The sequence below is a fragment of the Mesorhizobium sp. LNHC221B00 genome (assembly GCF_000502935.1).
Lineage (GTDB): Bacteria > Pseudomonadota > Alphaproteobacteria > Rhizobiales > Rhizobiaceae > Mesorhizobium > Mesorhizobium opportunistum.
Genome location: NZ_AYWR01000020.1, coordinates 12813 through 38280, shown reverse-complemented (window position 1 = coordinate 38280; position 25468 = coordinate 12813). Strand labels below are relative to the sequence as shown.

The following is a 25468-nucleotide window of genomic DNA, read 5'->3' as shown; positions in this document are numbered from 1 at the left end:
TTTTTGTAGAGAGTACGATGACCGATCTGGTTAGACCTAGAGTCAAGTATGTTATCGGGCCTGACGGCAGCCCCCTTACGATTGCCGATCTGCCGCCGACGAACACGCGTCGCTGGGTCATCCGGCGCAAGGCGGAAGTGGTCGCGGCGGTGCGTGGCGGACTTTTGAGCCTCGAAGAGGCCTGCCAACGCTACAAGCTGACCACAGAGGAATTCCTGTCCTGGCAGGCGTCGATCGACGAATACGGTCTCGCCGGGCTGCGCACAACGCGCATCCAGCAATACCGGCACTAAAGAGCCGGCCTGAACACGGTCAAAGGGCGCGGCATTCCGCGCCCTTTGTTTTTCGAAACGGTTTCTGGTGTTTTTCGAGCAATTTCTGGCGGTCAGACCGTCAGCGCCGCCTTGCCGATCGGCCTGGTCGCGAGAAAGGCGTGGGCAGCGCCGGCCTCTTCAAGCGGGAAGCTCTTCGCCACATGGACGGTGAGTTTGTTCGCATCGATCAAGCGGCCAAGTTCCACCAGGCCTTCGCGATCGGGCACGACGGACATGCGCTCGACCCGGATGTCGCGCGCGGCGGCATCGGCTCGCGTGGCGTCGTTGACATTAAGCAACGACACCAGCACGCCTCCACGCTTGATGACCTTCAGCGAGCGATCGGCATGGTCGCCGCCCACTGGCTCCAGCACCAGATCGATGTCGGTGATCTGGCTGGTGAAATCGCCCTTGGTGTAGTCGATGACCTCGTCGGCGCCGAGCTTGCGGACGAAATCGAGCTTGTTCGGGCTGGCGGTGGCGATGACGTAAGCGCCGCGCGCCTTGGCGATCTGCACCGCCAGATGGCCGACACCGCCGGCACCCGCATGCACCAGCACGCGCTGGCCCGATTTCAGTCCGCCATGGCGGACAAGGCCTTGCCAGGCGGTAAGGCCGGCCAATGGCAATGCGCCGGCCTGGATGTGGTCGGCTCCCTTCGGCTTCAGAGCAATTTCATCCGCGGGGACAGCCACGAGTTCCGCGTAGGCCGCCGCCTGCTTGGGGAAGCGCGGCATGCCGAACACCTCGTCGCCAACCTTGAAGGCGGTGACGCCGGCGCCCAGCGCCTCGACCGTCCCCGAGATGTCCCAGCCGAGGATGAAGGGCGGCTCGCCAAGCAAGGGATAATAGCCGGCGCGTACGGCGCCATCGACGGGATTGATGCCGGCGGCCTTGACTCGAACCAGCACCTCGCCGGCTTCGGGCGAGGGATCAGGCTGGTTGGCAATGACGAGGACGTCGGGTCCGCCGACAGTATTCTGGACAACGGCACGCATGGGGTGTCTCCTGCTTGATTGCTGCCACTATCATCTGGATAGTAATAATCTCTTGTCCAGTATGTACCTTTTTGATATATAGGGACCCCATGGATAGTCAAGACAATTGCCCCTTGGGCTATGACGCGTTCCGACGGACATGTCCGTCGCACACCGTGCTCGAGATGCTGGCCAGCAAATGGGTCTATCTGGTGGTTTGCGCGCTGCGCAAAGGCCGGCGGCGCAATGGCGAGCTTGCCCGCAAGCTCGAAGGCATCACGCCCAAGATGCTGACGCAGACATTGCGCGTGCTGGAGCGCGACGGCCTGGTGCGGCGGGAGGTCTATCCGGTTATTCCGCCACGCGTCGAATATGAGTTGACCGAGCTTGGCCAGAACCTGGCGGGATTGCTCACCCAGATCAGGTCATGGGCCGAGCAGCACGCACCGGACATCAAGGATGCCCGCGCAAGGGCGATTGCCGCAAATGAAGGGGATTGGGCCGCCTAGAGCCGGTTCACCCTCTCGAGGCCGTCGCCCGGTAGGTTGCGCGCGCCGGGCGGACGCGCTCGGGACGCGGATGTCAGCCGATCATGGCGCTGCGGCCGCCGGTTTCGGTCTCGCGGATCTTGGTGTCGCGCGATTCCAGCATTTCAGCCTTGGAAAGCTCCGCTTCAGCTTCGCCGAGTAATGATTCGGCAGCGCTTCGCTGCTGGGCGAGGTCGCTTTGCGAATTTCTAAGGTTGTCGCGGCGCAAACGCGCCGCCTTGGCGAAGGTCGGATAGGCAAAATGGTTGATGTCGGTGATGCCGGCTTTCTTTTCCTCGGCGGTGATCTGAAGCTCCAGTTCGACCGCCATGCGTTCGAACTCGGCGATCATCATGTCGAGCTGCAGAAGCTGACGCCGCTTCTCATTCACCTGAAACTGTTTCAGCCGAACGAGGTTTTCACGTGACTTCATGATTCGGTACTCCCGGAAACGCACACCCGCACATATCGTCCAAACCGCCTGGAAAGGCCCAAGCTCTGCCCATGTCCACCGGCATTCCCCGAACTATGGGAAACAAAACCCTAAAGTTTTTTGCCGACGGTAACCATTCGTTTACGGGCATTGTTAATCATACGGGTCAGGACTTAAGGCCGGGTAAAAATTCCGGCCGCCGAAGCGAAGCCGCCTCGATGAGTCCCTGGAGTCACTTAGTCCAGGTTATTAATGTGTTGCATTAGGAATTTTGGTCTGTGATTCGTCATTAGATTCAAGAGGGTGTAGAAAGGGGTTAAAAAATCTGATACCGTCATGGACGGGAAATTAGGTTTTGTTAACCATTCAATGGCAGCCTCTGCACAAGGCAACCACTGCTCCGGGGCAGGACGGGTCGTGAAATGGTCCGGCGGCAGAAAAGGGGAATGAAATGCGTGTTCTGCTGATAGAAGATGACAGTGCAACCGCACAAAGCATCGAACTGATGCTGAAATCGGAAAGTTTCAACGTCTATACGACGGACCTCGGCGAAGAGGGTGTCGATCTCGGCAAACTCTACGACTACGACATCATCCTTCTCGATCTCAACCTGCCCGACATGTCCGGCTACGAGGTCTTGAGAACGCTTCGCCTCTCCAAGGTAAAGACGCCCATCCTCATCCTCTCCGGCATGGCCGGCATCGAGGACAAGGTACGCGGCCTAGGCTTCGGCGCCGACGACTACATGACCAAGCCTTTCCACAAGGATGAGCTGGTGGCGCGCATTCATGCCATCGTGCGGCGTTCCAAAGGCCATGCCCAGTCGGTCATCACCACTGGCGACCTGGTGGTCAATCTCGACGCCAAGACCGTTGAGGTCGGCGGCCAGCGCGTGCACCTCACCGGCAAGGAATATCAGATGCTGGAGCTGCTCTCGCTGCGCAAGGGCACCACGCTCACCAAGGAAATGTTCCTCAACCACCTCTATGGCGGCATGGACGAGCCGGAGCTGAAGATCATCGACGTCTTCATCTGCAAGCTGCGCAAGAAGCTCGACGCCGCGTCCGGTGGCCAGAATTACATCGAGACGGTCTGGGGCCGCGGCTATGTGCTGCGCGAACCGGAAGACATCCGCGTCAGCGCCTGAGCTGCAAACGCCTTTACCATCGATAAAAACCCGGCTCAGGCCGGGTTTTTTGCGTGATGGGCAGATACTTCATGTGGGCGGATACTTGCGGGGCGAATGCTTGCGGGGCGAATGCTTGCGGAAAAGCATCCCGGATTTTTCCCGGAACGGTTCCAGGCCCCCGAATCAGGCGGCGATCTTCAAGGCGCGAAAGCGCTCGAGCAGCTGCGGGCGGTTGAAGGGCTTCAGGAGATAGCCCTGGGCGCCGGCGCGCTTGGCCCGCATGATCGACGCAATATCGAGCTCGACCAGCGAGATCAGGATCTGCGGCCTGATCGGGCTTTCCATCGCGCGTACGCGGCGGATGAGGTCAACCGCCTGCACGTCCGGCAGGGCGCCGTCGACGACGATGATGTCAGGCATGTCGGCGGCGCACATCTCCAGTGCGTCAAGCCCGCTCGCTGCCTCGATGACCATCATCTCGGAACCGCCCAGGATGCGTTTTGCAACCTTCCTGATGACGCTCGAATCGTCGACGAACATGCAGCGTTTCATTTCCGAGTCCTCTTTGCCTTTTGGCAATCCGGTAGCGTCGGGGCATCGAGGAGCACCATAAGCCAATCTGGTAAAGAAGCCGAAAAGGCATTGGGTAAAATTTTTGCAAAGATGCCATTTGACTGACTTTTCCTTGCAGATGCTTCGATGTGGTCGTTTGGGAGAAAGCTCAACGCTTCCAATTCAGCGATCGCGCTAATATTACGCCGTTAAAAATACTTGTCCGTGCAGATCGACCCGGTACTCAGGCCGCTGAAAGCACGATTTCTTCCGCCGTGGCGTGGATCGATATCGTCATGGCGGCCTCACGGGCCAGAAGCAGCGTGTAATAAGGCTGGACCGAATGCGCATCGATCGGCTCTTCCGGCTTGTGGCCGGAATGCAGTTCGAGAAATTTCGGGGGTACGCGCAGCATCGGCCCGCTTGCCGAGAGTGAAAAGCGCGGCTCGGTTTCCAGATTCTCCAGCGTTACGACCAGCTTGCCGCCGCGCGGGATGGCGGCGTTGGCAACCAGGAGCAGGTTGAGCAGCAGCTTGACCTTGTTCTTGGGCAGCAGCGCTCGGATCCCGTTCCAGACCAATTCCGGCTTTTCGTTCTTGAGGAATGCGATGGCGACGGCTTCGGCGTCTCCGGTATCGATCATCATGCCCGCCGAGCCGGCCGCGCCAAAGGCGATGCGGGCGAACTGCAACCGGGCCGAGGCGTTCCTGGCGCTCTGGCGGATGAGCCGCATGGCGTCTTCGTCGGCGCCGCCCTCGTCGAGCAGCTCGAGCCCGTTGTTGATCGCGCCGACCGGCGAGATGATGTCATGACAGACGCGGCTGCACAAAAGTGCAGCCAGATCAGGTGCGGAAAGAGTGAACAGATCGGCCATCGGCGAAAATCCCTGCAAATTTCACAACTCACGGCCGAGCGATCGATCGTCGCCTGCCAACACGAATCACGCTCGCTCCCAGGCTTTTTGAATACACAGCGCCCGTGCTTGCAGCAACAAATCCAAAATTGTGGTTATGGCAAATGGCGCGTTCACGCAGGCCGCCGCCCGTATGAGCGACCCCAAACAGCCTTCGAACCGCCATGTTCATGTGCGAGCTTAATGGTTGAAAAAGGATTACGGCATAGTTTGCCCCTAACAGTTACCCTTAACGGCCGCCTAAAGAGCCGTATGGGGTGCGAGGCGTCGGCGAAGGTGCTCCCTGACGGAGATTGGAAGCATGTTTTCCCGATTCTATGACCGGACCTTTTTCCGTGTCACCTCTGGCCGGAACCTGTTCCGTGTCATACCAGACCGGACATTTGTCCGTGTCGTATCAATGGCGATCGCGCTCATGGGTGCTCTCGTCTTCTCGACTTCAGCCCTGCGGGCCCAGGAATATACCGCTCAGGAGATTGTCGATTCCGGTCACAAGTTCTTCGGCGCGACATCGGGCGGGCTGGCCACCGTCATCGAGAAGATCTTCGCTTCCTACGGCCTGCCCAATGGCTACCTGCTTGGCGAGGAGGGCTCGGGCGCGCTCATCGGCGGCCTGACCTATGGCGAAGGCACGCTCTACACCAAAAATGCCGGCGACCACAAAGTGTTCTGGCAGGGCCCGTCGCTGGGTTGGGATTTCGGCGGCGAGGGATCCCGGGTGATGATGCTGGTCTACAACTTGGACGATGTCGGCAACCTCTACAACCGCTACGGCGGCGTGGCGGGGTCGGCCTATGTCGTGGCGGGTGTCGGCTTCAATGTGCTGAAGAACAACAATGTGCTTTTGGTGCCGATCCGAACCGGTGTCGGTGCTCGGCTCGGCGTCAATCTCGGCTATCTGAAACTGACCGAGCGGGCGACGTGGAATCCCTTTTGATCGAAGCCCGTCGTGACCGCAAAGCCGGCCTTTCGACGGGGTTGTAGGACCGTGATCCCCAATGCGCTGCGGCAAGCCCTTGCCGCAGCGCCGGATTTCCGCCATGCCAATATGGTACGGTCCAGTTCAGGCGGTTGCCGCCGATAGCGGGTAGTCCTTTGGTTCAGTCGGTCCTGTTCTTTGCCCTTGGCTTTCTGTGTGCCGGCTTTCTGGCGCTGATGATCGCTCCGGCGGTCTGGAGGCGAGCCGTCGCCCTGACCCGCAGGCGCATCGAAGCTTCGATCCCGTTGACCCGGGCCGAGATCCAGGCCGACAAGGACCGGATCCGGGCCGAGTACGCCATGTCGGCGCGCCGTCTTGAGATGAACGTCAAGGCGCTGCGCGAGAAGGCGGCCGAACAACTCGTTGAGATCAATCGCGGCCGCGAGGCGTTGAAGGGGCTGGCCGTCGAGCGCACGGAAAAGAACCACGCGCTCGCCGAACTCGGCGCCAAGGATGAAGCGCTGCGGCAGCGCGAAGAGGAACTGCATCAGCTTTCGGAACGGCTAAAGGAAACCGAACGAAAGCTGGAAAAGCGGGCGCTCGAGCTCGAAAAGCTGGAGCACATGTATGACGACGCCAGTTTTTCTTCCAGCAGCCGGCAGATCGAGCTAGTGGCCCGCGAGTCCGAATTGCAGAAGCTTGCCAGTGACATCTCGCTGCTGCGCGGCCAGCGCAAGGAGGCGGACCGCCGCCAACAGGAGATCGCGGCCGAAAGCAAGGCAGCGCGCGAGGCCCTGAAGGCCGAGAAGAAAAGGACGGCTGAACTCGACAAGAAGGTCGAACGGCTGCTCGCCACGCTCGCCGATCGCGAGGACAAGCTCGAGCGCCGCGAAAAGGATCTGGCGCGGCTGCGCGAAAAAGCGAAAACCGAGGAGGGCGGACCGGCTCTGCGGCTGGTCGGCAAGCCTGATCAGGCCGACAAGCTTGAGACTGACAGGCGTGATGAGGCCGCCAAGCGTGATGAGGCTGAAAGGCGCGATGAGCTGGATAGGGCGATCGCCAAGCTCGACAGCGATCGCGAACGGCTGGAGGCCAGGCTGACGGCGCTGGCGCGCGAGAACAAGCGGCTCAAGGCGGATCTTGGCGCCATGGCATCATCGGGCACCACGAATGGCGGTGCCGCGCTGCGCGAGCAGATGAACGAGCTGGCGGCGGAAGTCGTCCACCTGACGGCCAAGCTCGAGGGGCCCGATTCGCCGATCGCCAAGGCGTTGGCGGTACCGCAGGACAGCCGGCCCAGCGGCGGCGACCGCAGCCTCGCCGATCGAGTGCGAGCCTTGCAGAATGCGGATGCTACCTGAGGCTGCGGCTGTCGTTCTCCCAAAAACCGAGGTCACTTTCGGGCGACATGCCTTAGCGGTGCGAGAAATGATGCAGGGCAATGGCTGAGGCCGCTGCCACGTTCAGGCTGTCGAAGCCGTCCGCCATGGTTATCCGTACGGTCTGCAGGCGCGCGAGCAGGCTTTCGGGCAGGCCTTCGCCCTCGGTGCCGAGATAGAGCGCCAGACGCCCGGCCGGCTTTGCATCGCGTATGTCGGTCCGTCCGCGTGGCGACAGGGCGAACTGTTCAAAGCCCCGCTCAGCCAGCATCGCCGTGAAGCCGGCGGTGTCGGTGAAGGACGCAAAAGGGATCTTCAGCGCGGCGCCGACCGAAACACGGATCGCCTTGCGGTACAGCGGATCGCAGCATGTCGCGTCGATCAGCACCGCATCGGCGCCGAAGGCGGCGGCGTTGCGGAAGATCGAACCCATATTGTCGTGGTTGGAAATGCCAACGAGCACCACAACCAGGGCCAGGGCGGGCAAGGCATCCAGCAATGGGCCGGCCGGCTGCGGCGTCTCCTTGCGGCCGATGGCCAGGATGCCGCGATGCAGGTGAAAGCCGGCGATCGCGTCCATCACCGCACCGGTGACGACATAGACCGGCAGATCCGCGGGCGCCTTGTCCAGCGTGTCCTTCAGGCCGCCCAGCCGGTTTTCCAGGACCAGGACGGATTCGGCGCTGAAGCGTCTCGACGACAAAAGCAGGTCGAGCACCACCTTGCCTTCGGCAACGAAGCGGCCTTGCCGGCCCGCGAGATCGCGTTCGCGGATATCGAGATAGGCGGCGACGCGCGGATCCTGCGGGTCGTCGATGCGAATTGGGTTCATGTCCCCTGCTCAAAGATCTAGAGCGCGGATCGTGCGTCGGAAAGGACGCACTAGCCACGCTCTGGAAATCGTCGGCGAGGTAAACGGCCGCAGAAGCGTCCGGTCAAGTCCCGGCGCGGCGCAATCTCTGTGCCATCTGGGACAGGTCCTCCTTGCCGCTGCCGAAAATACCATCCAGCATGACAAGCAGTTCGCGCACCGCATCGGATTTGCAGGAGTAGTAGATCATCTGACGGTCGCGGCGGGTGTCCACCAAATCGAGCGCCCGCAGCTTGGCCAGATGCTGCGAGAGGGCGGATTGGCTGAGCATCACCTTTTCGGCGATAGCGCCGACCGACATTTCACCGTCGATCAGATAGCTCATGATCAACAGCCGTTTTTCGTTGCCCATAAGCATCAAAAATTCGGCCGCCGGTTCAGCGTTGGCGATTAGCTTTGTCGAGACCATAAATGCCCCATGCTGTTTGCTCATCGAGGTGCCATGGGGGCGATGGCGCCTGAATCCATAAATTCACTTGCGAAAGGACACTGACGAGTCAGCGCCACCCCTTGAGCGTAGAACATTTCTTCCAAATCTCAAGCATTGCTTTTGATCAAATGCAATTAAGTTCTGTCATTTGTCTTCATCATTGTGCGGCCGCTCCTGACCATTTCAACCAAAACGGGCCGCAATTCACCTGCTGCCACCAGGGGTTGCGGAAAGAAAATACGGCAAACATTATCCCCGGATACCAAGTCCATGCCGTCGGCATCCAGTCCGGCGATGGTCCAGCCCTCGCCGGATGCCCTGGCAAACTGATGTGCGTAAACGGCGACCGCGTCGAGATGTTCCGCGTTCATGTGCTCGATGGCGGATTGTTCGCTGTCCGCAAGCTCTTCGACGATGGGTCCGCTGCTGGTGAGATCGGACCGATCGAGCAGATAGGCCTTGCCGAAGCCGCCATTGAGGCTGGCGCGTTGCGGTTCGAGGCGAAAGATCGAAAAGTCGCCGAGCCCGGCATAGAGGCCGGCCTTGGGATTGCGGTTGAGATAGCGGCGCTCGGCGCGGGCGTGGATGCCCGAGCCACGCTCCAGCCGCGATGCCCCGCAGATCAGCGTCAAGCGCGGATGCGCCAGCGGGTCGCCCTTGCCTGGCTCGCCGAGCAGCAGGGAACAGCGCGGATCGGCAAGCAGAGCAGGTGTGTGCGCGGAAAGCATCGACACCAGGATCAGCGGCGTGCCATCGATGTCCGTGGCCACGCCGACCCGGCTCACCAGCGGCGACCCGGTCCGCGGCTCCAGCACCGCCAGTGCGCCGAAGCGGGCGCTGCGCAGAAGCGTCTTCGCCAGCCGGATCGCCTCGGCATCGGTCTCGCGGATCACATCCTTCTTTCGCTCGCCCAAGGGTCTGGCTCTTCTAAGTTGATCTTAATATTCCACTTATCGGACGAAGATGCTGGGTTTGGCAAGGGCTAGCTCTTTATGCATTTCGTTTCTCAAAAACGCTTCGCATCTTGGACGGCATGCATCACTTCGGCGCCATGCGGATGGCGCCGTCGAGGCGGATGGTCTCGCCGTTCAGCATCTGGTTCTCGATGATGTGCAGGGCAAGGGCGGCATATTCGGATGGTTCGCCGAGGCGCGAAGGGAAGGGCACGGCGGCGCCCAGCGAATCCTGCACCTCCTGCGGCATGCCGGCCATCATCGGTGTCTTGAAGATGCCGGGCGCGATGGTGCAGACGCGGATGCCGGAACGGGCCAGGTCGCGCGCCACCGGCAGTGTCATGCCGACCACACCACCCTTGGAGGCCGAATAGGCCGCCTGGCCGATCTGGCCGTCATAGGCGGCGACCGAGGCCGTGTTGACGATGACGCCGCGTTCGCCACCCTGCAGCGGCTCGAGCTTCGCGGCGCGTTCGGCGACGAGGCGGATCATGTTGAAGGTGCCGATCAGATTGACCTCGATCACCTTGCGGTACTGGTCGAGCGGATGGGGACCATCCTTGCCGATCGTCTTCACGCCGATGGCGATGCCGGCGCAGTTGACCAGGATGCGCGGCTCGCCGAGCTTGGCCGCGACCTCGGCGAGGGCGGCAGCACCGCTGTCGGCGCTGCTGACGTCGCATTGGACGGCAATGCCGCCGATCTCGGCCGCGACCTTGGCAGCGCGGTCGATGCCGACATCGAATATGGCGACGCGGGCACCCTTGGCGGCAAGCGCCCGCGCCGTCGCCTCGCCAAGGCCGGAGCCGCCGCCGGTCACGATTGCGATCTGGCCGTTCGGGGTCATGGCGTCATTCCTTCTGTAAAGCAGGCCTTCCTGTGAAAGCAGGCCCTCCTGTGAAAGCAGGCCCTCCTGTGAAAGCAGGCCCTCCTGTGAAAGCAGGAAAGGATCAGTGCCAGATCGAACGGGAAGGTCAAGCCATGGCGGCGATGTGCTCGGCGACCCTGGCCTGACTGGCGTGACCGACCTCGCCCAAGAGCTTGGCGACGGAACCCGGCACGATCTCATGCGACAGCAAGCGGTCGAGATCGACAGGGCGCGGCATCGAAATCTGGCCGCGCGGGATCCGCTTGAAGCCGAGCGGCCCGTAATAGGGCTCGTCGCCGACCAGTATGACGGCCGGCGCACCGGCCTTGGCGGCAGCTTCCAGGGCAATCGCCACCAGCCGGCGGCCAATGCCGAGATTCTTGAAGGCGGGCCGTACCGCGAGCGGCCCGAGCATCAGCGCGCGGCCGGGGCCGGCGGCAATGCGGGTCATGCGCACCGAAGCGATGACGATGTCGCCGTCGACGGCGACAAAGGACAGAGCGCGTTCGTGCCCTCCAGCCTCGCGGATCTTGTAAGCAGCCAGGACAAAACGGCCGGGGCCGAAGGCCTCGTCGTTGATGGCTTCGATTTCAGCATCATGCGCCGGGGTTTCCGGCAGGTATTTCACGTCGGCAAGGCTCATGGTCTTTGCGTTCCGGTAGAGAGGAAAGGTTGCTGCAAACGGCAGCGTTCGCCAGTCAGCGCTTCATCAAGCGCGGGCGCCCTTTCGTCGTCGGTCAAACCGGATCAAAGCAAAGTCGAACATGCGGAGTGTCCGCTAGCATCAATTTTCGGCCGCTGCAATCGACCCGTTCACTGGCCCTAACGATTGACAGTCTGTTCAGCCCTGATGATTTCAGCCTTGCCGCGTCGCGCTCTACATCAGATGGAAAAGCGAAAGGACGTCCCATGGGATTGCTGGTCGACGGCAAGTGGCAGGACCGCTGGTACGATACCAAGGACAGCGGCGGCAAGTTCGTGCGGGCGCAGTCGCTGTGGCGCGATTGGATCACGCGTGACGGCAAACCGGCCGAGGGCAGCCATCGCGGCTTCAAGGCAGAGCCCAGCCGCTACCACCTCTATGTCTCGCTTGCATGTCCGTGGGCGCACCGGACGCTGATCTTTCGCGCGTTGAAGAGGCTCGAAGGCATCATCTCCGTCTCGGTCGTGCACCATTTCATGGGTGCGAACGGCTGGACGTTTCTCGCCGAGGACGGCGCCACCGGCGACACGCTCTACGGCCTCGACGTCCTCCACCAGATCTACACCAGGGCCGATCCGGCCTATTCCGGCCGGGTCACGGTACCGGTGCTGTGGGACAAAAAGGAGCAGACCATCGTCTCCAACGAATCCTCCGAGATCATCCGGATGCTCAATTCGGCCTTCGACGAGTGGGGCGATGCCGGTCTCGATTTCTACCCGCAGCCCTTGCGCGGCGAGATCGATGCGATCAACGCTCTAGTCTATCCCGCCATCAACAACGGCGTCTATCGTGCCGGCTTCGCCACCACGCAAGCCGCCTATCAGGAGGCCTTCGACGCGTTGTTCTCGGCCCTCGACACGCTCGAGGATCGGCTTTCCAAGCAGCGTTATCTCGTTGGCGATCGCATCACCGAAGCCGACTGGCGGCTGTTCACCACGCTTGCGCGCTTCGACCCGGTCTATGTCGGTCATTTCAAGTGCAATCTGCGCCGTATCGCCGACTATCCCAACCTGTCGAACTATCTGCGCGACCTCTATCAGGTACCCGGCGTCGCCGGCACGGTGAACCTGCATCACATCAAGGCGCATTACTACGGCAGCCACGAAACGATCAACCCGACGCGGATCGTGCCCATGGGACCGGAGCTGGACTATGCCGCGCCGCATGACCGGGGACGGTTCAGGAAGGCGGCCTGATAGCCGGCAGGCTGATCAGCGGAAAAGTTTGGTGTCGAGTTGCGTTTGTCTTTTGCGATTGGCTTTCAACATCCGATTTCCGAACCAACTCGAGTAACCGAAGGCGTTGAGGCAGAAGGCAAACAGCGTCGCCAATGCCATGATCGCAACCCAGCCACCAAATGGGATTCCTCTCAATTTTGCCGCCGTGGCGTCGTCCGCGAGTGAAAGCAGAAGGAACAACATCGAGAATAAAATGATGGCTATCGTGGAAAACACCACCGTTTTCCAATACTCCCCTCTATGGAAGGTTCTCCCATGTTTTCGTATAAATAGGGAATACGCCGTCAAAGTAGAGGCAAAATTCACCCCGAAATAGGTATTCTTTCCGGTAAGCGCGATGAATGACGGAAAAATTATTGCCAAGGCGATCAGGGCCAGGCTGACCAAAAACGTTACAAGCATGTAAATGCCGACATAAGGCCATATACTAACTGTATCTGTTTTTTCGTAAGCCATTTATCGCCCCTCGATAAGATTTTAGTGAAATTAAAATCATTGAAGTCGAGGTGCAGGATAACTGTATTTCGTAAATCACCAGTAACTAGAAATCGGCTCTCCCTGGAAAACCTCGGCGATCCGCCGCAGTGTCGCCGGCGTCGTTGCTTCCGGCAAGCGGTCCAGCGGGAAGAAGCCGGCTTCGGCGATCTCATGATCAGGCAGCTTGGGCGCCGTCTGGGCGAACTGCTCGATGAGATAGAAGCCGACATGATCGCGGCGGCTGGAGCGGCGGTTGAAATGCATCGATTTCAGCGCCGGCGGGGCGGTTAGCGCGATGTTGCCTTCCTCCGCCAATTCGCGCGCCAGCGCTTCGTCCATCGTCTCGCCGACCTCGACGCCACCGCCGGGAAGCTGCCAGCCCGGCACATAGGTGTGGCGGATGAGGAAAACGGAATTCGTGGCGGTATCGTGGATCAGGCCGCGCACGCCGAGCGTCATTGGCCGCCGCAGCACGAAATAGAGATGGAACAGCCGGGCCCTGAGGCCAGCCCAACCGGTCTGGCGGAAGGGATCTTGCGGGCTCGTCATCAGTAGCGAAACCGTGGGTGGAAAGGAGGGCGCTGGTCGCCTATGAAGGATGCATGTTCAGGCTCGCGCATATTTCCGATGTCCATCTGGGGCCGCTCCCGGATGTATCCTATCGCGATCTCGCCTCCAAGCGCGTGCTCGGCTACGTCAACTGGCAGCGCAACCGCCGCCGCCACATGCATGACGCCGTCATCGACACCATCGTCGCCGACGTCAAGGCGCAAAGTCCCGACCATCTCGCCGTCACCGGCGACCTGGTCAATCTGGCGCTCGACGGCGAGATCGAGATGGCCAGGCACTGGCTGGAGACGTTGGGACCGCCGCACGACGTTTCCGTCGTTCCGGGAAACCACGATGCCTATGTGCCCGGCGCCTTCGACAAGGTCTGTCGCTCATGGGCGGCGTGGATGAGCGGTGACGGCATCAACACGCCGGTCGACCGCAATGCCTTTCCCTTTCTGCGCGTACGCGGCAATGTCGCGCTGATCGGCGTCTCGACGGCGCGCGCCACGGCGCCCTTCATGGCCAATGGCTTCTTTATGGAGGGGCAGGCGGAGCGGCTCGGCAAGATCCTGCGCGACACCGGCGGGCAAGGCCTGTTCCGCGCCATCATGATCCATCATCCGCCCGTGCGCGGCGCTGTCCCGCAGCACAAGCGGCTGTTCGGCATCGCCCGCTTCCACAAGATCATTCGCCGGCATGGCGCCGAGCTTGTCCTGCACGGCCACTCGCATCTGCCGTCGCTGTTCCAGATCGGGGTCCGCGGCGCCAAGATCCCGGTTGTCGGCGTCGCCGCCGCCGGCCAGGCGCCGGGCGGCAAGCACCCGGCGGCACAGTACAATCTGTTCGACATCGACGGCGAAAAGGACAATTGGCGGATCCGCCTGACCCGGCGCGGCCTGACCGGGCCGGCGATACCGCCTGTCGACCTGCAGACGCTGGAGCTAGGGGCCCCGGCCGCTATGGCCGCAAGCTGAGCCCCATTGCCACGAGGCGGTCCCAGAACAGGGCGATCGACACCGCCAGGCCGACCAACGCGCCGGCGGCGATCAGGCCAAGGCCGGACAGGAAGGCAGACCAGCCCTTGCTGCGTTGTGGCGACCGCAGCGGCGGCTCCGCCTCGCTCACCTCGGCGCGCTTCATGCCGGCGATTGCCGGTTCGACCCCGCCTTCCATCATCCTCTGGCGCTCGACGATGCGCTCGGCGACATAGCGCGTCACGGCGTTGGCAACCGGCTTCATCTCGGTCGATTCGGCGAGCACTACACGGCCGATGCGGGTGTCCTTGAGGAAACGGTAGGTGCGGCGATCACGGCCCATCGCGACATGGCTGACGGCGTCGATCCACAGACGCGGCTGCAGCCCCGAGGAAACGACGAAATCGAAATTGTCCATGTCGGCGGGAACGTCGGCAAAGACGGGCGCGAGTTCGGCGGCCAGGAGATCGAGGCGCATACGATGCGCCTCGCGCATGTCGACGACGACATCGTCGCGGTCGGCAAAGGCGTTCTTCACATCACGGATGGCATCGGACAGTTTGCTTGACGGATCGATCTTTTCGCCTGCGTCCTTCATCGGCGTGGCCTCGCGGGTTTGGTTAACACGCAGTTAACACAGCCGCCGGCAAAATGCACTGGCGAGATGGGGACGAGATCAGGGGGCGAAGCGCCGGGGGATGGCGCTCAGCGGCAACTCGGCGGTGGTGGCGAGTGTCGGGCGAACGGGTCTCGCGCGACGGTTCATGTTGCGCTGGATGATCCTGGCGATCAGAGCGGGCGCTTCCTCGATCAGCATATGGCCGGCCTCCAGAACGTGATGCACATGAAAGCGCGCCGGCAGGCCATCCGCATGGGTGAAGGGCAGCACCGCGTCTTCAGTTCCCCACACCACCATCACGGGCATGGCCAGCGTGTCCAGCAGATCGCGCGGGATGACGCCTTGCCGGTCGTCCCTGGTCATGGCAGCTGCGATCTCGACAAGTTTTTCCAGTTGCCCGGGCCGCCTGCGCATTTCGGAAAGCGTATCGGCGGCGTGGTCAAAAGGCAGCGCGCGTGGACCTGACATGGCGGCAAGGCAGGCAAGGATCTCGGACGACTCGCTCGCGGCGGCAAAGCGGCGCAACAGCGTCCCGTTGATCTCGGGGCCGAAGCCACCGGGCGCCAACAGCGTCAGCGAGGCGACTTTTTCCGGGTCGGCCAGCGCCATCAGCACCGCGACAGCGCCGCCCATCGAGTGGCCGACCAGATGGACCCGCTTGAGCGCCCGCGCGGAGAGATCGGCGAGAATGGCCCTTGCCGCCACCTTGGCCGGACCGGCACCCGGGAAATCAAGCGACAAGCCGTGTCCCGGCAGATCATAGGCCAGCGTGCGCGCCGAAGCCGACAGGGAAGAGATCACCTCACCCCAGACGTCATGGCAACCACCGAAGCCATGCAGCAGAACGATGGTCTTCGAACCAGCACCTTGTTGGGCGGCATAAAGCGATGAAATCATGAACTGGAGGCTTGTTGCGAGATTGGAAGAGCGCGAGACGAGACACCAAATGTGGCTGGAATGCCCTTCGTCGAGCGCAATGGCCAGTAAAATCTTCGTAGAGTATGAAATCGACAATGGGTGGGCAGGCCGAACCCGTGGATGTCGCTTGGCGTTAGCTGGCGTTCCCGAGCCCGGCGGCGCGCAAGGCGCCGACCAGCCGCTCGGTCAGGTCGGCCGGATATTTCCGGTCGACGAAGGTCGCGCGCGGATTGGCGGCGAATTTCGGAAATTTGACGCTCAGCTCATCGAGCAGCTTGCGCGCCTGACTGTCCCGGCCGGCAATTTGGGCGCCGATCAGCCGCGCGGCGAGATAGTGTGATTTTGTTGCAGTCGTTCTCAAGGCGTTGCTGGCAATGGTTGCCTTGTTCATGTCGCCGAGCATGAATTCGCCGGCGAAGAGTCCGAAATCCCACCATGTCGGATGCCCGCTGGAGGCATCCACGGCATGAGCCAGAAGCGGTGTTCCCTCGGTGTAGCGGCCGGCGAAAATCAGTCCGTAACCATAGGCGGCGGCCATGGAGGCGTCGTAGGGGTTGAGGTCATAGGCCTTGCGCATCCAGCGCAGCGCCTCGTCGGGATTGCCAAGGCGCGAATAGATGTAGCCATAGGCGCGATGCGCGTTAGGGCTGGTCGGCCCCATCTGTATGGCGCGGTGGGCGAACGTCAGCGCCTTCTCGATCGTCGCATCCGGCGGATAGGCGTAGTGGTCGTTCACCGCCTCGAGGTGCAACGAGGCGAGTTCCGAATAAACCAGCGACGATTTTGCGCCGTCGTCGGCCAGGGCTTCAAGGCAGCGGTACGCGGCGCCGTGGGTTCTGACGTTTTGGTCGAGATAGTATTTTTCGTTGAGCAGCAGGCATTGCGTCAGGCCGGTCTGCATGCCGCTCTGCTCGATATAGTTGTAGATCGTGCCGGAAGCGGGAAGAGCCGAACTCAGGATGCCGGCGATGCGGTCCTCGACGGCGTTCGGCGCGCTGTCGGCGGCGGTCAGGTTGCGCGACAAAAGCACCCGGCCGGTCGCCATGCTCTGCAGCTCGATGGTGATGTCGCCCGCGCCCGGTCCAGGCAGGATATCGAAGATGAAGCTCGTGGCATTGGTGCCCGGATCGGTCTCGTCGGCGGCCTCGCGGCCGATGAAGTCGACCGTATCGAAACCGCTCAGGCCGGCGCGCAAGGACGCGGCGACACGGCTGGCATCTTGGCCATTGGCCTTGACGGCGAGGTAGACGAGCGGCAGGGCCTCGCTTGCCGGGGACCGGGCGATGCTGCCGGTCAAGCCGGCGGGCTCAAACGTAGCCGGTATGTCGCCACCTGCCAGCAGGGCGCCGCTGCCCTGACGCAGGATCAGAACACCGAGCATGGCGATGACCACGGCGATCGCCATCCAGAAGAACCTGAGATGGCGCGCCACAGAGGGCTCCGGAGCCGCAGTCGATGCCACCAATGCGGCGGACGGAATGTCGACGGCGCTCGGCTGCTCGGATGCCAGCGCTTCCGTCAGCCCGGCAAGGTTGGCCGTTTCCGGCAGGCGGATGGCGTTGAGCTCATAGGCCGGGACATAGCCGCCGCGCGGAATGGCGATGCGGACGGGTTCGGCGACGCCTTCATTGGCGAAATACTGCTGCAGCAAATCGCGCAGCCGGCCAGCCTGGACCCGCACCACCGCATCGGTCGACGGATCGAAATCACCGTCCTTGCCGAAGACGTCCATGGCGATGGAAAAGCCCTTGAGCCTGTCGGCTTCGCCTGCCTGTTCGCGTTCGACGAGATAGCGGATCAGTTTGCGCGCGCGTTCGGACCGTCCAAACGTTTCGCTGGCAAGTAGTCGCTCCAGTGTCTCGCGCACTGCGGGGGCGGCAGGCGTGGCATGCTGCAAGTGTCGATCCTCTCGAAGTCGGCACAGGTTGAGGCACGATCATATAGTGCCCGCATCTCCACACAAGTATGCACCCATTATGCGATCGCGTACCTAACCGGATAATTTTCCGGTGGTTAATGGCCCGGCTGCAGGACGTCGGCGGCGGACCCCGAAGCGGGCCCCCGACATCATCGGCCATTTTGGGCCAAGCCCGGTTCGGGTTCGAAAAACGTCGGCGCGAGAGCGCTGCTGCTCTCGCGCCGACGACCGGTAGGGATTACCGCGCCTTGCGGCCCACGATTCGGTTGGCGGCGGAAGTCACGGCTTCCAGCGAGGCGGCGACGATGTTGGTGTTGATGCCGGCGCCGAACAGCTTTCCGCCTGGATACTCCATCTCGACATAGGAGATGGCGGAGGCATTCGAGCCGCGCTGCATCGAGTGCTCGGAATAGTCGAGCACCGACATCTCGACGCCGACATGCCGCGACAGCGCATCGACGAAGCCGTCGATCGGGCCGGTGCCAGTGCCTGATATCGTCGTTTCCTTGCCGTTGTCGAGGATGACAGCCTCGACCACGCGCCGCCCCTTGACCTCGGTGTCGGGGTAGGTGTGGTGATCGAGGAATTTCAAGCGTGCGCCCGGCTGGTCGACATAGGCCTCGAGGAACCGCTCATGGATGCGCTTGGCCGGCACCTCCTTGCCTTCCGCGTCGGTGATCGCCTGGATCGCCTGGCTGAACTCGATCTGCAGATTGCGCGGCAGGTTGAGGCCGTAATCGGCCTGCAGCACGTAGGCGATGCCGCCCTTGCCCGACTGCGAGTTGATGCGGATGATCGCCTCGTAGCTGCGGCCGACATCGGCCGGATCGATCGGCAGGTAGGGCACTTCCCACAGCGGCGTGTTGGCCTTCTTCAAGGCCTTCATGCCCTTGTTGATGGCATCCTGATGCGAACCGGAGAAGGCCGTGTAGACGAGTTCGCCGACATAGGGGTGGCGCTCGGGAATCTTCAACTGGTTCGAATATTCGTAGACGTCCTTCATCCGGTTGATGTCGGAGCAGTCGATGCCGGGATCGACGCCTTGCGTGTACATGTTGAGAGCCAGCGTGACGATGTCGACATTGCCGGTGCGCTCGCCATTGCCGAACAGCGTGCCTTCGACGCGGTCGGCGCCGGCCATCAGGCCGAGCTCGGTGGTGGCGATGCCGGTGCCGCGGTCATTGTGCGGATGCAGCGAGATGATCAGCTTCTCCCTGTTGTCGAGATTGCGGCACATCCATTCGATGCGATCGGCATAGACGTTGGGCGTCGACATCTCGACCGTCGACGGCAGGTTGATGATCAGCTTGTTGTCTGATGTCGGCCTGACGATCTCGGTGACGTCATTGCAGATCTCCAATGCCACGTCGAGCTCGGTGCCGGTGAAGCTCTCCGGCGAATATTCGAAACGGAAACCGCCACCGGCCTTGGCGGCCATGTCGGTGATCATCTTGGCCGCGTCGGTGGCGATGCGCTTGATGCCGCCGACATCCTTCTCGAAGACGACGCGGCGCTGCAATTCACTGGTCGAATTGTAGAAATGCACGATCGGGTTGGTGGCGCCCTTCAGCGCTTCGAAGGTGCGGGTGATCAGCTCGGGCCGGCACTGCACCAGCACCTGCAGCGATACGTCGGCGGGAACATTGCCTTCCTCGATGCACCAGCGGGCGAAATCGAAATCGGTCTGCGAGGCCGAGGGGAAGCCGATCTCGATCTCCTTGAAGCCCATGTCGAGCAGCAGGCCGAACATGCGCGCCTTGCGTTCATGGCCCATCGGATCGATCAGCGCCTGGTTGCCGTCGCGCAGGTCGACCGAACACCAGATCGGCGCCTTGTCGATCACATTGGACGGCCAGGTGCGGTCGGTGAGGCCGACCGTGGGGTAGGGCTGGTACTTGCGGGCTGCGTCCGGCATGCTTCGGGCCGACCCTTCCCGGGCTGCCCCAGGCGTGCCCCTTGCCGCATCCTTGCCGGCTACCGCGGCATCAGGGCGGATTTGTTCTCGTGCGTTCATCGTCGTTTCTCCCGGCGGCCCTCGGATCCGTCCTGGACGGATTGATGGCGAGTGGCGCCTTTACCAGATTTTCGTTCGCTTGATGTGATTGCCAATTTTGAGACTGGCCAAGGAGCATGCGCTTGCGCGGCGGTTCGACCGCCGGGCGCTCCTTCAGCGAACCCGGCGATCGCCGATAAGGCCGAGAAGAAGCAGGGTCGAGGCAAGCGCGCGCACGGTCTCGCCGGCAAAGCCGGTCTGACGGGAAGCGGTGGTGGCGCGCGTGTTCATGGCGGTTCTCTTACAGGAGCGGCTTGTGAGAGGCAAGCGGGGTGGGACCCGGTTGAATGCCATACTAATGCGGATGCTCTTCCCCGCGCGCTGCAAATACGCCAGACTTGAGCGCCGGCGGGGCTGCGGTGCCCTTTCGCCGGGAGGGGACTGGCCATGAATTTCGTGTTCTTCTCGCCGCATTTTCCAGCCAACGGCGCCGATTTCTGCGACCGGCTGAAAAAGGCCGGCGCGACGGTGCTCGGCATCGGCGACGCACCCTATGAAGCGTTGGACGGCAAGCTGAAGGCGTCGCTCTCCGAATATTACCGGGTCGCCGACATGGAGGACTACGATCCGGTGTTCCGGGCGATGGGGCATTTCATCCACAAATGGGGCCGCATCGACCGTTTCGAGTCGCTCAACGAGCATTGGCTGGAACTCGAAGCCAACATCCGCACCGACTTCAACATCTACGGCACCAAGCTCGATTTCGTGAAGAACCTGAAACGCAAGAGCCGTATGCGGGCCTTTTTCCGCAAGAGCGGCGTCGAGACGATCGCGCAGCGCAAATGCTCCGACCGCGCCGGCGCCATGACCTTCATCCGCCGGGTCGGCTATCCCGTGGTGGTGAAGCCGGATTCGGGATCCGGCGCCTCGAACACCTTCAAGATCTCCAACACGGGAGAGCTCGACCAATTCTTCAGGGACAAGCCCGAGGGCGTGACCTTCGTCATGGAGCAGTTCATCGAGGGGCTGGTGGTGACCTATGACGGGCTGGTCAACCGCGACGGCGAGGTGGTGCTGGCCGCCAGTCACCGCTACGACCAGAGCGTCATGGAGGTGGTCAACAAGGACCGCCACATGAGCTACATCTGTTTCCCCCGGATCCGGCCCGTTGTCGAGGAGGCGGGCCGCAAGATCCTGAAGGCGTTCGACGTGCGCGAGCGCTTCTTTCACATCGAGCTGTTCGAGACCAGGGACGACCGGATCATCGCGCTGGAGGTCAACATGCGGCCGCCCGGCGCCTGGATGACCGACGCGATCAACTATACGTTCGATATCGACGTCTATGCGGCATGGGCCGACATGGTGGTCAAGGACGCCGCCGGCGGCCCTTATGAGGGCAAGTATTTCACTGCCTATGCCAGCCGCAAGCGCCGCCTCCGCTATTTGCACAGCCATGAGGACGTGCTAGCCGCGCATGGCGACAAGATCGTCCACCATCAGGCCATCGAAGAGGTTTTCAGCCGCGCCATGGGAAATTACGCCTATCAGATGCGGTCGAAGGATCAGGCGGCGCTGCGCGAAGCGGTCGCCTATATCCACGCGGAAAAGGCGTGAGGGATGGACATCACCTATCACAAGGCCTTCGCCCGTAATCTTGGCCGCGACATGGAGTACAAGCGCTACGGCCATGCCGGCCGGCCGGTCGTAGTGTTTCCGACCTCGCAGGGGCGGTTCTATCAATTCGAGGATTCCGGCGGGGTGGGCGCGCTCGCCGAGTTCATCGACACCGGCCGCATTCAGTTGTTCGCGGTCGACGGTATCGATTCGGAATCCTTCTTCGACAAGCATCACGATGCCGCGCACCGCATCGCCCGGCACGAGGCCTATTTCCGCTATGTGCGTGAGGAGGCGCTGCCGGAATTCCTTGAGACCGCCTCGGCAGCCAATGGCGGACGCAAGCTGAAGCCGCTGTTCTCGGGCTGTTCGATGGGCGGCTACCACTCGTCCAATTTCGTCTTCCGCTTTCCGGAACTGGCGAGCGGCGTCATCGCCCTGTCGGGCGTCTATTCGGCCCGCGACTTCTTCGGCAAGGCGCTGGAAGGCGACATCTTCTACAATTCGCCGCTCGACTATCTGCCCGGCATCGTCGATCCGAAACTGCTGGCCCGGCTCAAGTCACTCAGGCTGATCTTCTGCTGCGGGCAAGGCGCCTGGGAAGAACGCATGCTGGTCGAGACGCGCCAGCTGGAACAGATCCTGCGCGACAAATCGATTCCCGCATGGGTCGATTATTGGGGCGGCGATGTCAGCCATGACTGGCCATGGTGGCACAAGCAACTGGGCTATTTCTTCGGCCGATGGCTGGATGAGGATTTGATGCACAGGCTCGATTGATGACCACGCCCGACCCCATCCGCCGCTTCGTCGAGGCCACCAATGCAGCTGATACGGAAGCCTTTCTCGACACCTTTGCCGACGATGCGTTGCTGAGCGACTGGGGGCGGGACTTTCACGGACGCGAACAGATCGCGCGCTGGAACCAGTCGGACAATATCGGCGTGAAGTCCAATCTCCGGATTGTCCGCATCGCAGCGGCGCAAGGCACTTATCGCGTCCGCACCGCCGTCACGGGCGACGGCTTCAACGGCGAGGGCGACATGACCTTCACGCTGGACGGCGATCGCATCGCGAGCCTGGTCATCACCTAGATCCGCAGCCTATCCTTCCTGGCATGCCGGGACAGGTACGGCCTCATGTTCCACCGTCGATACGCGACGCAGGCCGAGGAACACGACAAGGGCGGTGACGATGGTGATTGCCGCCAGCACGATCAGCAGCCTGTCGAACGCCGCTTCGTAAGCCCCGACCAGGATGGCGGCGCTGGCCGTAGGCAGATGTTGCGCACTTGCACCGACATTGCCGGTCACCAGCAGCTGCGCTGCGGCGGCCGTATCCGTGGACGCTCCCTGAACGGCCAGCTGTGCCGCGGTGAAGCCGGACAGTGTCGCCATGACGATTGCCACCGCCACGCCCTCGCAGGCGACGCGCGTGGTGTTGAAGATGCCGACCGCCATGCCGGCGCGCTCCCTCGGCACGACGCTGACGGCAAGCCCGTCCATCAGTCCCCACGGCAAGGCAATTCCGACGCCGATCAGCACCAGCGGCGCCACCAGCGCGATGTCGACTGGTGGTGTCAGGCTCAGCCAGACGAGCCCGGCGGCGGTGATGAGCAGACCGACGCCGCAGATCGTGGCCGGCGCGATCCAGCGCGCAAGCTGGCCGGCAAGCAAAGGCAGGATCAGCAACGGTCCCGAGAGGCAGATCATCAATTGCCCGGCCTTGATCTCGCCCATCCCTTCGATGCCGATGAAGCGGATCGGCAGAAGCACGAGCAGAACGACAAAGCCATAGGCAGGTGCCGCGGCCAGGAACTGGACGCCGACGAAGCGAGGAAAGCGAAACAGGGTGAGATCGAGCATCGGCCGCCGCACGCGCCGCTCAACGACGACGAAGATAGCAAAGAAAATAACCGCCACTGCCAGAAGCGCGATGACGAGGGGATCGGCCCAGCCGCTCTGCGGCGCCTGCAACACGCCATAGGTCAGCGAGGCCAGCGCAATGGTGAAGGTGCCGGCTCCTGCCCAGTCGAGCCCGGTCGCATCCGGGTCGCGCGATTCCCTGATGGTGCGCAGGCCGAGGACCGCCGAGGCGATCGCGAGCGCCGCGACCAGAACAAAGATCGATCGCCAACCGAATGCGGAGATGAGCAGGCCGGAGGCGATTGGACCAAAGGCGAGACCGATGCCGAAGCTGGTGCCGAGGAAGGAGAAGGCGCGCAGCCGCAGCGGTCCCTCGAATTCCTGGGCAAGTGCCGAGGCGCCGCCGGCGAAGGCCAGGGAACTGCCGATCCCTTGCGCGGCCCTGAACATGTCGAACCAGGCGATGTCGGGCGCCAGCATCGCGCCAAGTGACGCCACGACATAGAGGCAGAGGCCAGCGAGGAAAATCCGCTTGCGGCCGTGATTGTCGGCCAGCGCTCCGGCCGCCATCAGGCTGGCGCCGAAAGTCAGCATGAAGGCGTTCGTCACCCAGTTGAGCGCGATCGGGCTGCCGCCGAGATCGGCCGCTATACGCGAGAGCGCGACCGCCGGGCCGGTGAAGGTCAAGGGCATCGTCATCGCGGCAAGGCATACCGACAAGAGCACCAGCCATCTCTCGGCCGAGCCGTTTGTGGTCTTCAAGGTCATGGATTTTCCTATCTGAAAAAGCATCCGCCGGCATGCCGCGTGGGTCGCGCACCGGTCGCAAGGAGAAGATAGGCCTGCCGCCTTTCCAGAAAACGATTTCCTGGTCCGCGAGGCGTTGCGCGAGGACAAGCTGCGCATCGTTCTGGACGATCATGTCGACGGCCGTGGCCAGTTCCGGATGCTGTGGCCCTCCAATCGCCATTTGTCGCCGAAGGTGCGCGTTTTCGTCGATTTCCTCCCCGAACGCCTTGCAGCACCGCGATAGGCCGGCCGGCATAAATCAGATCTCCGACGGCTCATCCAGAAATATGATTACTTAAGTCAAGTTTCTTATGGAAACGACGGCGGCGCTGTGGCATGCCCGGCGATGGCGACGAGGCCAAGATCTTTCGGCGGCTTCGTTTGAACCGCTATTGAAGGACTTGAACGATGGACCAGTTGAGTGCGCAGACCCGGATCAGCGATGAGGCGATGAGGTCGGCGATCGAGCATCTGCGCACCGAGCACGCCGAATTCGAGATCGAAACCGGTGCTGCGGATCGATGGGAGCTTCGCCTCTATTACGGGTCGTTGAGCGCCACGCTCGACGGCAACGCCATGCTGGTCCGTGTCGCGGCGATGGACGAGACCTGCCTCTCCTACATGAAGATGACGGTCGCCGGCCAGGTTGCCCAGCATCTCGGCACCACCAGCGGATTGCGTTGGGAAGGCGACGGCAGCGATGCCGGCACGCCGGTCTTCTTCCGCGAGATCACCGTGATGTCGTCGACGCGGATTTCGCCGCACATGAAGCGCCTGCGTTTCGCCAGCAAGGATCTCGGCCGTTTTCCCCATGGCGGTCTGCACATGCGGCTGCTCTTGCCGCCGCGTGGCCGGCGGCCGGTCTGGCCCATCCTTGGCGCTGACGGCTTGCTTGTCTGGCCCTCGGGCGAGGATGCGCTGACCGTGCGGGTCTACACGATCCGGGCGATAGACGCCGCAAGCGGCTGGCTCGATGTCGATTTCGTTCTGCATCCCGGCCAGGACACGCCTGCCGCCGCCTTCGCGCAGAACGCACGGGCTGGAGATGTGATCGGCATGATCGGACCCGGCGGTGGCGAGGCGCCGGGCGCGCAGACCCTGCTTCTGGCCGGCGACGACACGGCGCTGCCCGCCATTGGCAGGATCCTGGAGCACCTGCCACCGTCGACCCGCGCCGAGGCGCTCATCGAGGTCGACGGTCCGGATGACCGAATCGCCTTGCCGCAGGGCGAGAACATCGACATCACCTGGCTCTACCGGCACGGGTGCGAGGCCGGCACCGCCGGCCTGCTGCCAGGCGCTTTGCGGGAGCGCAGCCATTCCGCGCTTGCCGACGGGCTCCATGTCTGGGCCGGATGCGAATTCGCCGACTTCCGCGAAATCCGCAAGATCGTGCGCAAGGAGTGGGGCCTGTCGCGCGACAGGCACCTTGTCGCCGCCTATTGGCGCCGCGGCGCGCTGGGCGAAAATGGGGGCGGCGAGGAGTAGCGGCTGCTCCCCGCGCCGGGGCTGATCTCAGAAACGATAACGCAGGCTGGCGAAC

General features: G+C 62.5%; 27 protein-coding genes and 1 pseudogene. 12 read left to right on the top strand and 16 right to left on the bottom strand.

The genetic code is table 11. The features are described from left to right. Positions 1-17: 17 nt before the first annotated feature. Positions 18-293 carry a DUF1153 domain-containing protein gene (locus tag X741_RS144270; RefSeq protein WP_006203587.1) on the top strand — a complete coding sequence of 92 codons (276 nt, stop codon included), beginning with the start codon at positions 18-20 and terminating at the stop codon, positions 291-293. A gap of 92 nt (positions 294-385) precedes the next feature. On the opposite strand, the gene X741_RS144275 is transcribed toward X741_RS144270, so the two are convergent. After that, complete coding sequence (locus X741_RS144275) at positions 386-1312, bottom strand: NADP-dependent oxidoreductase (protein WP_023779496.1); 927 nt, start codon at positions 1310-1312, stop codon at positions 386-388. Positions 1313-1401: 89 nt separating this feature from the next. On the opposite strand from X741_RS144275, the gene X741_RS144280 reads away from it, so the two are divergent. After that, positions 1402-1800: a helix-turn-helix domain-containing protein gene (locus tag X741_RS144280; RefSeq protein WP_023779495.1), complete on the top strand. Its 399-nt coding sequence runs from the start codon at positions 1402-1404 to the stop codon at positions 1798-1800. A 73-nt stretch (positions 1801-1873) separates the two neighbouring features. On the opposite strand, the gene X741_RS144285 is transcribed toward X741_RS144280, so the two are convergent. Continuing rightward, positions 1874-2251 (bottom strand): flagellar export protein FliJ, encoded by a 378-nt coding sequence (locus tag X741_RS144285; RefSeq protein WP_013893381.1) that lies wholly within the window; start codon positions 2249-2251, stop codon positions 1874-1876. A gap of 451 nt (positions 2252-2702) precedes the next feature. Here X741_RS144285 and ctrA point away from each other — a divergent pair, with 451 nt between their 5' ends. Then, positions 2703-3398: a cell cycle two-component system response regulator CtrA gene (gene ctrA, locus X741_RS144290; RefSeq protein WP_006203583.1), complete on the top strand. Its 696-nt coding sequence runs from the start codon at positions 2703-2705 to the stop codon at positions 3396-3398. A 165-nt stretch (positions 3399-3563) separates the two neighbouring features. Here the strand turns inward: ctrA and X741_RS144295 are convergent, their stop codons facing one another. Both X741_RS144295 and X741_RS144300 read right to left on the bottom strand, forming a co-directional pair. Further along, on the bottom strand, positions 3564-3932 hold the full coding sequence (locus tag X741_RS144295; RefSeq protein WP_023779494.1) for a response regulator: 369 nt from the start codon (positions 3930-3932) through the stop codon (positions 3564-3566). 244 nt (positions 3933-4176) lie between these two features. Continuing rightward, the gene (locus X741_RS144300; RefSeq protein ID WP_013893383.1) at positions 4177-4806 is read right to left on the bottom strand and encodes a histidine phosphotransferase family protein; all 630 of its coding nucleotides are present in this window, start codon (positions 4804-4806) and stop codon (positions 4177-4179) included. A gap of 439 nt (positions 4807-5245) precedes the next feature. Here X741_RS144300 and X741_RS144305 point away from each other — a divergent pair, with 439 nt between their 5' ends. Further along, positions 5246-5782 (top strand): EipA family protein, encoded by a 537-nt coding sequence (locus X741_RS144305; protein ID WP_083833235.1) that lies wholly within the window; start codon positions 5246-5248, stop codon positions 5780-5782. Positions 5783-5940: 158 nt separating this feature from the next. Beyond that, the gene (locus X741_RS144310; RefSeq protein WP_023779493.1) at positions 5941-7125 is read left to right on the top strand and encodes a hypothetical protein; all 1185 of its coding nucleotides are present in this window, start codon (positions 5941-5943) and stop codon (positions 7123-7125) included. Positions 7126-7177: 52 nt separating this feature from the next. On the opposite strand, the gene X741_RS144315 is transcribed toward X741_RS144310, so the two are convergent. The 5 genes from X741_RS144315 to X741_RS144335 form a co-directional block, all read right to left on the bottom strand. Further along, positions 7178-7975: an RNA methyltransferase gene (locus X741_RS144315; protein ID WP_023779492.1), complete on the bottom strand. Its 798-nt coding sequence runs from the start codon at positions 7973-7975 to the stop codon at positions 7178-7180. 103 nt (positions 7976-8078) lie between these two features. Beyond that, positions 8079-8423 (bottom strand): metalloregulator ArsR/SmtB family transcription factor, encoded by a 345-nt coding sequence (locus X741_RS144320; RefSeq protein ID WP_013893387.1) that lies wholly within the window; start codon positions 8421-8423, stop codon positions 8079-8081. Between the two features lie 155 nt (positions 8424-8578). Then, complete coding sequence (locus X741_RS144325) at positions 8579-9358, bottom strand: HugZ family protein (RefSeq protein WP_023779491.1); 780 nt, start codon at positions 9356-9358, stop codon at positions 8579-8581. Positions 9359-9482: 124 nt separating this feature from the next. After that, positions 9483-10244, bottom strand: coding sequence for a 3-hydroxyacyl-CoA dehydrogenase (locus X741_RS144330; protein WP_023779490.1), 762 nt, complete (start codon positions 10242-10244; stop codon positions 9483-9485). Between the two features lie 127 nt (positions 10245-10371). Further along, positions 10372-10908, bottom strand: coding sequence for an N-acetyltransferase (locus tag X741_RS144335; protein WP_023779489.1), 537 nt, complete (start codon positions 10906-10908; stop codon positions 10372-10374). Positions 10909-11174: 266 nt separating this feature from the next. On the opposite strand from X741_RS144335, the gene X741_RS144340 reads away from it, so the two are divergent. Further along, positions 11175-12164 (top strand): glutathione S-transferase family protein, encoded by a 990-nt coding sequence (locus X741_RS144340; RefSeq protein ID WP_023779488.1) that lies wholly within the window; start codon positions 11175-11177, stop codon positions 12162-12164. 15 nt (positions 12165-12179) lie between these two features. Here the strand turns inward: X741_RS144340 and X741_RS144345 are convergent, their stop codons facing one another. Further along, the gene (locus X741_RS144345; RefSeq protein ID WP_023779487.1) at positions 12180-12662 is read right to left on the bottom strand and encodes an ABZJ_00895 family protein; all 483 of its coding nucleotides are present in this window, start codon (positions 12660-12662) and stop codon (positions 12180-12182) included. A 75-nt stretch (positions 12663-12737) separates the two neighbouring features. Beyond that, the gene (locus tag X741_RS144350; protein ID WP_023779486.1) at positions 12738-13232 is read right to left on the bottom strand and encodes an NUDIX domain-containing protein; all 495 of its coding nucleotides are present in this window, start codon (positions 13230-13232) and stop codon (positions 12738-12740) included. A 53-nt stretch (positions 13233-13285) separates the two neighbouring features. Between X741_RS144350 and X741_RS144355 the strand changes: the two genes are divergently transcribed. Beyond that, entirely contained in the window at positions 13286-14209 is a 924-nt protein-coding gene (locus X741_RS144355) for a metallophosphoesterase (protein ID WP_023765295.1), read from the top strand. On the opposite strand, the gene X741_RS144360 is transcribed toward X741_RS144355, so the two are convergent. From X741_RS144360 to leuA, 4 genes are all read right to left on the bottom strand, one after another. After that, positions 14193-14807 carry a hypothetical protein gene (locus X741_RS144360; protein ID WP_013893396.1) on the bottom strand — a complete coding sequence of 205 codons (615 nt, stop codon included), beginning with the start codon at positions 14805-14807 and terminating at the stop codon, positions 14193-14195. The genes X741_RS144355 and X741_RS144360 overlap by 17 nt on opposite strands. 78 nt (positions 14808-14885) lie before the next feature. Further along, positions 14886-15725 (bottom strand): alpha/beta fold hydrolase, encoded by an 840-nt coding sequence (locus X741_RS144365; protein ID WP_023779485.1) that lies wholly within the window; start codon positions 15723-15725, stop codon positions 14886-14888. 154 nt (positions 15726-15879) lie between these two features. Next, positions 15880-17643: a tetratricopeptide repeat protein gene (locus tag X741_RS144370; protein WP_023779484.1), complete on the bottom strand. Its 1764-nt coding sequence runs from the start codon at positions 17641-17643 to the stop codon at positions 15880-15882. Between the two features lie 259 nt (positions 17644-17902). Further along, positions 17903-19579: a 2-isopropylmalate synthase gene (gene leuA / locus X741_RS144375; RefSeq protein ID WP_023779483.1), complete on the bottom strand. Its 1677-nt coding sequence runs from the start codon at positions 19577-19579 to the stop codon at positions 17903-17905. Positions 19580-20104: 525 nt separating this feature from the next. Here leuA and X741_RS144380 point away from each other — a divergent pair. The 3 genes from X741_RS144380 to X741_RS144390 are packed head-to-tail and all read left to right on the top strand — an operon-like array spanning position 20105 to position 22365. Beyond that, on the top strand, positions 20105-21271 hold the full coding sequence (locus X741_RS144380; RefSeq protein ID WP_013893401.1) for an ATP-grasp domain-containing protein: 1167 nt from the start codon (positions 20105-20107) through the stop codon (positions 21269-21271). Positions 21272-21274: 3 nt separating this feature from the next. Continuing rightward, entirely contained in the window at positions 21275-22051 is a 777-nt protein-coding gene (locus X741_RS144385; protein WP_023779482.1) for an esterase family protein, read from the top strand. Beyond that, positions 22051-22365, top strand: a complete 315-nt coding sequence (locus X741_RS144390) for a nuclear transport factor 2 family protein (protein WP_023779481.1) — start codon at positions 22051-22053, stop codon at positions 22363-22365. The genes X741_RS144385 and X741_RS144390 overlap by 1 nt, the downstream gene beginning before the upstream one ends. Positions 22366-22374: 9 nt before the next feature. On the opposite strand, the gene X741_RS144395 is transcribed toward X741_RS144390, so the two are convergent. Continuing rightward, a complete protein-coding gene (locus X741_RS144395; RefSeq protein ID WP_023779480.1) occupies positions 22375-23904 on the bottom strand; it encodes an MFS transporter in 1530 nt (509 codons plus the stop codon). A 94-nt stretch (positions 23905-23998) separates the two neighbouring features. Here X741_RS144395 and X741_RS1000000168895 point away from each other — a divergent pair. Together X741_RS1000000168895 and X741_RS144400 are read left to right on the top strand one after the other, a co-directional pair. After that, positions 23999-24169: pseudogene (locus X741_RS1000000168895) on the top strand (LysR substrate-binding domain-containing protein); the annotation flags it as partial. 164 nt (positions 24170-24333) lie between these two features. Continuing rightward, positions 24334-25413, top strand: coding sequence for a siderophore-interacting protein (locus X741_RS144400; protein WP_023779478.1), 1080 nt, complete (start codon positions 24334-24336; stop codon positions 25411-25413). Positions 25414-25468 lie beyond the last annotated feature (55 nt).

Bases quoted from the DNA above. Each gene is read 5' to 3' on its own strand.
- X741_RS144270 (WP_006203587.1), top strand. From the start codon at position 18: ATGACCGATCTGGTTAGACCTAGAGTCAAGTATGTTATCGGGCCTGAC.
- X741_RS144275 (WP_023779496.1), bottom strand. From the start codon at position 1,312: ATGCGTGCCGTTGTCCAGAATACTGTCGGCGGACCCGACGTCCTCGTC.
- X741_RS144280 (WP_023779495.1), top strand. From the start codon at position 1,402: ATGGATAGTCAAGACAATTGCCCCTTGGGCTATGACGCGTTCCGACGG.
- X741_RS144285 (WP_013893381.1), bottom strand. From the start codon at position 2,251: ATGAAGTCACGTGAAAACCTCGTTCGGCTGAAACAGTTTCAGGTGAAT.
- ctrA (WP_006203583.1), top strand. From the start codon at position 2,703: ATGCGTGTTCTGCTGATAGAAGATGACAGTGCAACCGCACAAAGCATC.
- X741_RS144295 (WP_023779494.1), bottom strand. From the start codon at position 3,932: ATGAAACGCTGCATGTTCGTCGACGATTCGAGCGTCATCAGGAAGGTT.
- X741_RS144300 (WP_013893383.1), bottom strand. From the start codon at position 4,806: ATGGCCGATCTGTTCACTCTTTCCGCACCTGATCTGGCTGCACTTTTG.
- X741_RS144305 (WP_083833235.1), top strand. From the start codon at position 5,246: ATGGCGATCGCGCTCATGGGTGCTCTCGTCTTCTCGACTTCAGCCCTG.
- X741_RS144315 (WP_023779492.1), bottom strand. From the start codon at position 7,975: ATGAACCCAATTCGCATCGACGACCCGCAGGATCCGCGCGTCGCCGCC.
- X741_RS144320 (WP_013893387.1), bottom strand. From the start codon at position 8,423: ATGGTCTCGACAAAGCTAATCGCCAACGCTGAACCGGCGGCCGAATTT.
- X741_RS144330 (WP_023779490.1), bottom strand. From the start codon at position 10,244: ATGACCCCGAACGGCCAGATCGCAATCGTGACCGGCGGCGGCTCCGGC.
- X741_RS144335 (WP_023779489.1), bottom strand. From the start codon at position 10,908: ATGAGCCTTGCCGACGTGAAATACCTGCCGGAAACCCCGGCGCATGAT.
- X741_RS144340 (WP_023779488.1), top strand. From the start codon at position 11,175: ATGGGATTGCTGGTCGACGGCAAGTGGCAGGACCGCTGGTACGATACC.
- X741_RS144345 (WP_023779487.1), bottom strand. From the start codon at position 12,662: ATGGCTTACGAAAAAACAGATACAGTTAGTATATGGCCTTATGTCGGC.
- X741_RS144350 (WP_023779486.1), bottom strand. From the start codon at position 13,232: ATGACGAGCCCGCAAGATCCCTTCCGCCAGACCGGTTGGGCTGGCCTC.
- X741_RS144355 (WP_023765295.1), top strand. From the start codon at position 13,286: ATGTTCAGGCTCGCGCATATTTCCGATGTCCATCTGGGGCCGCTCCCG.
- X741_RS144360 (WP_013893396.1), bottom strand. From the start codon at position 14,807: ATGAAGGACGCAGGCGAAAAGATCGATCCGTCAAGCAAACTGTCCGAT.
- X741_RS144365 (WP_023779485.1), bottom strand. From the start codon at position 15,725: ATGATTTCATCGCTTTATGCCGCCCAACAAGGTGCTGGTTCGAAGACC.
- leuA (WP_023779483.1), bottom strand. From the start codon at position 19,579: ATGCCGGACGCAGCCCGCAAGTACCAGCCCTACCCCACGGTCGGCCTC.
- X741_RS144380 (WP_013893401.1), top strand. From the start codon at position 20,105: ATGAATTTCGTGTTCTTCTCGCCGCATTTTCCAGCCAACGGCGCCGAT.
- X741_RS144385 (WP_023779482.1), top strand. From the start codon at position 21,275: ATGGACATCACCTATCACAAGGCCTTCGCCCGTAATCTTGGCCGCGAC.
- X741_RS144390 (WP_023779481.1), top strand. From the start codon at position 22,051: ATGACCACGCCCGACCCCATCCGCCGCTTCGTCGAGGCCACCAATGCA.
- X741_RS144395 (WP_023779480.1), bottom strand. From the start codon at position 23,904: ATGACCTTGAAGACCACAAACGGCTCGGCCGAGAGATGGCTGGTGCTC.
- X741_RS144400 (WP_023779478.1), top strand. From the start codon at position 24,334: ATGGACCAGTTGAGTGCGCAGACCCGGATCAGCGATGAGGCGATGAGG.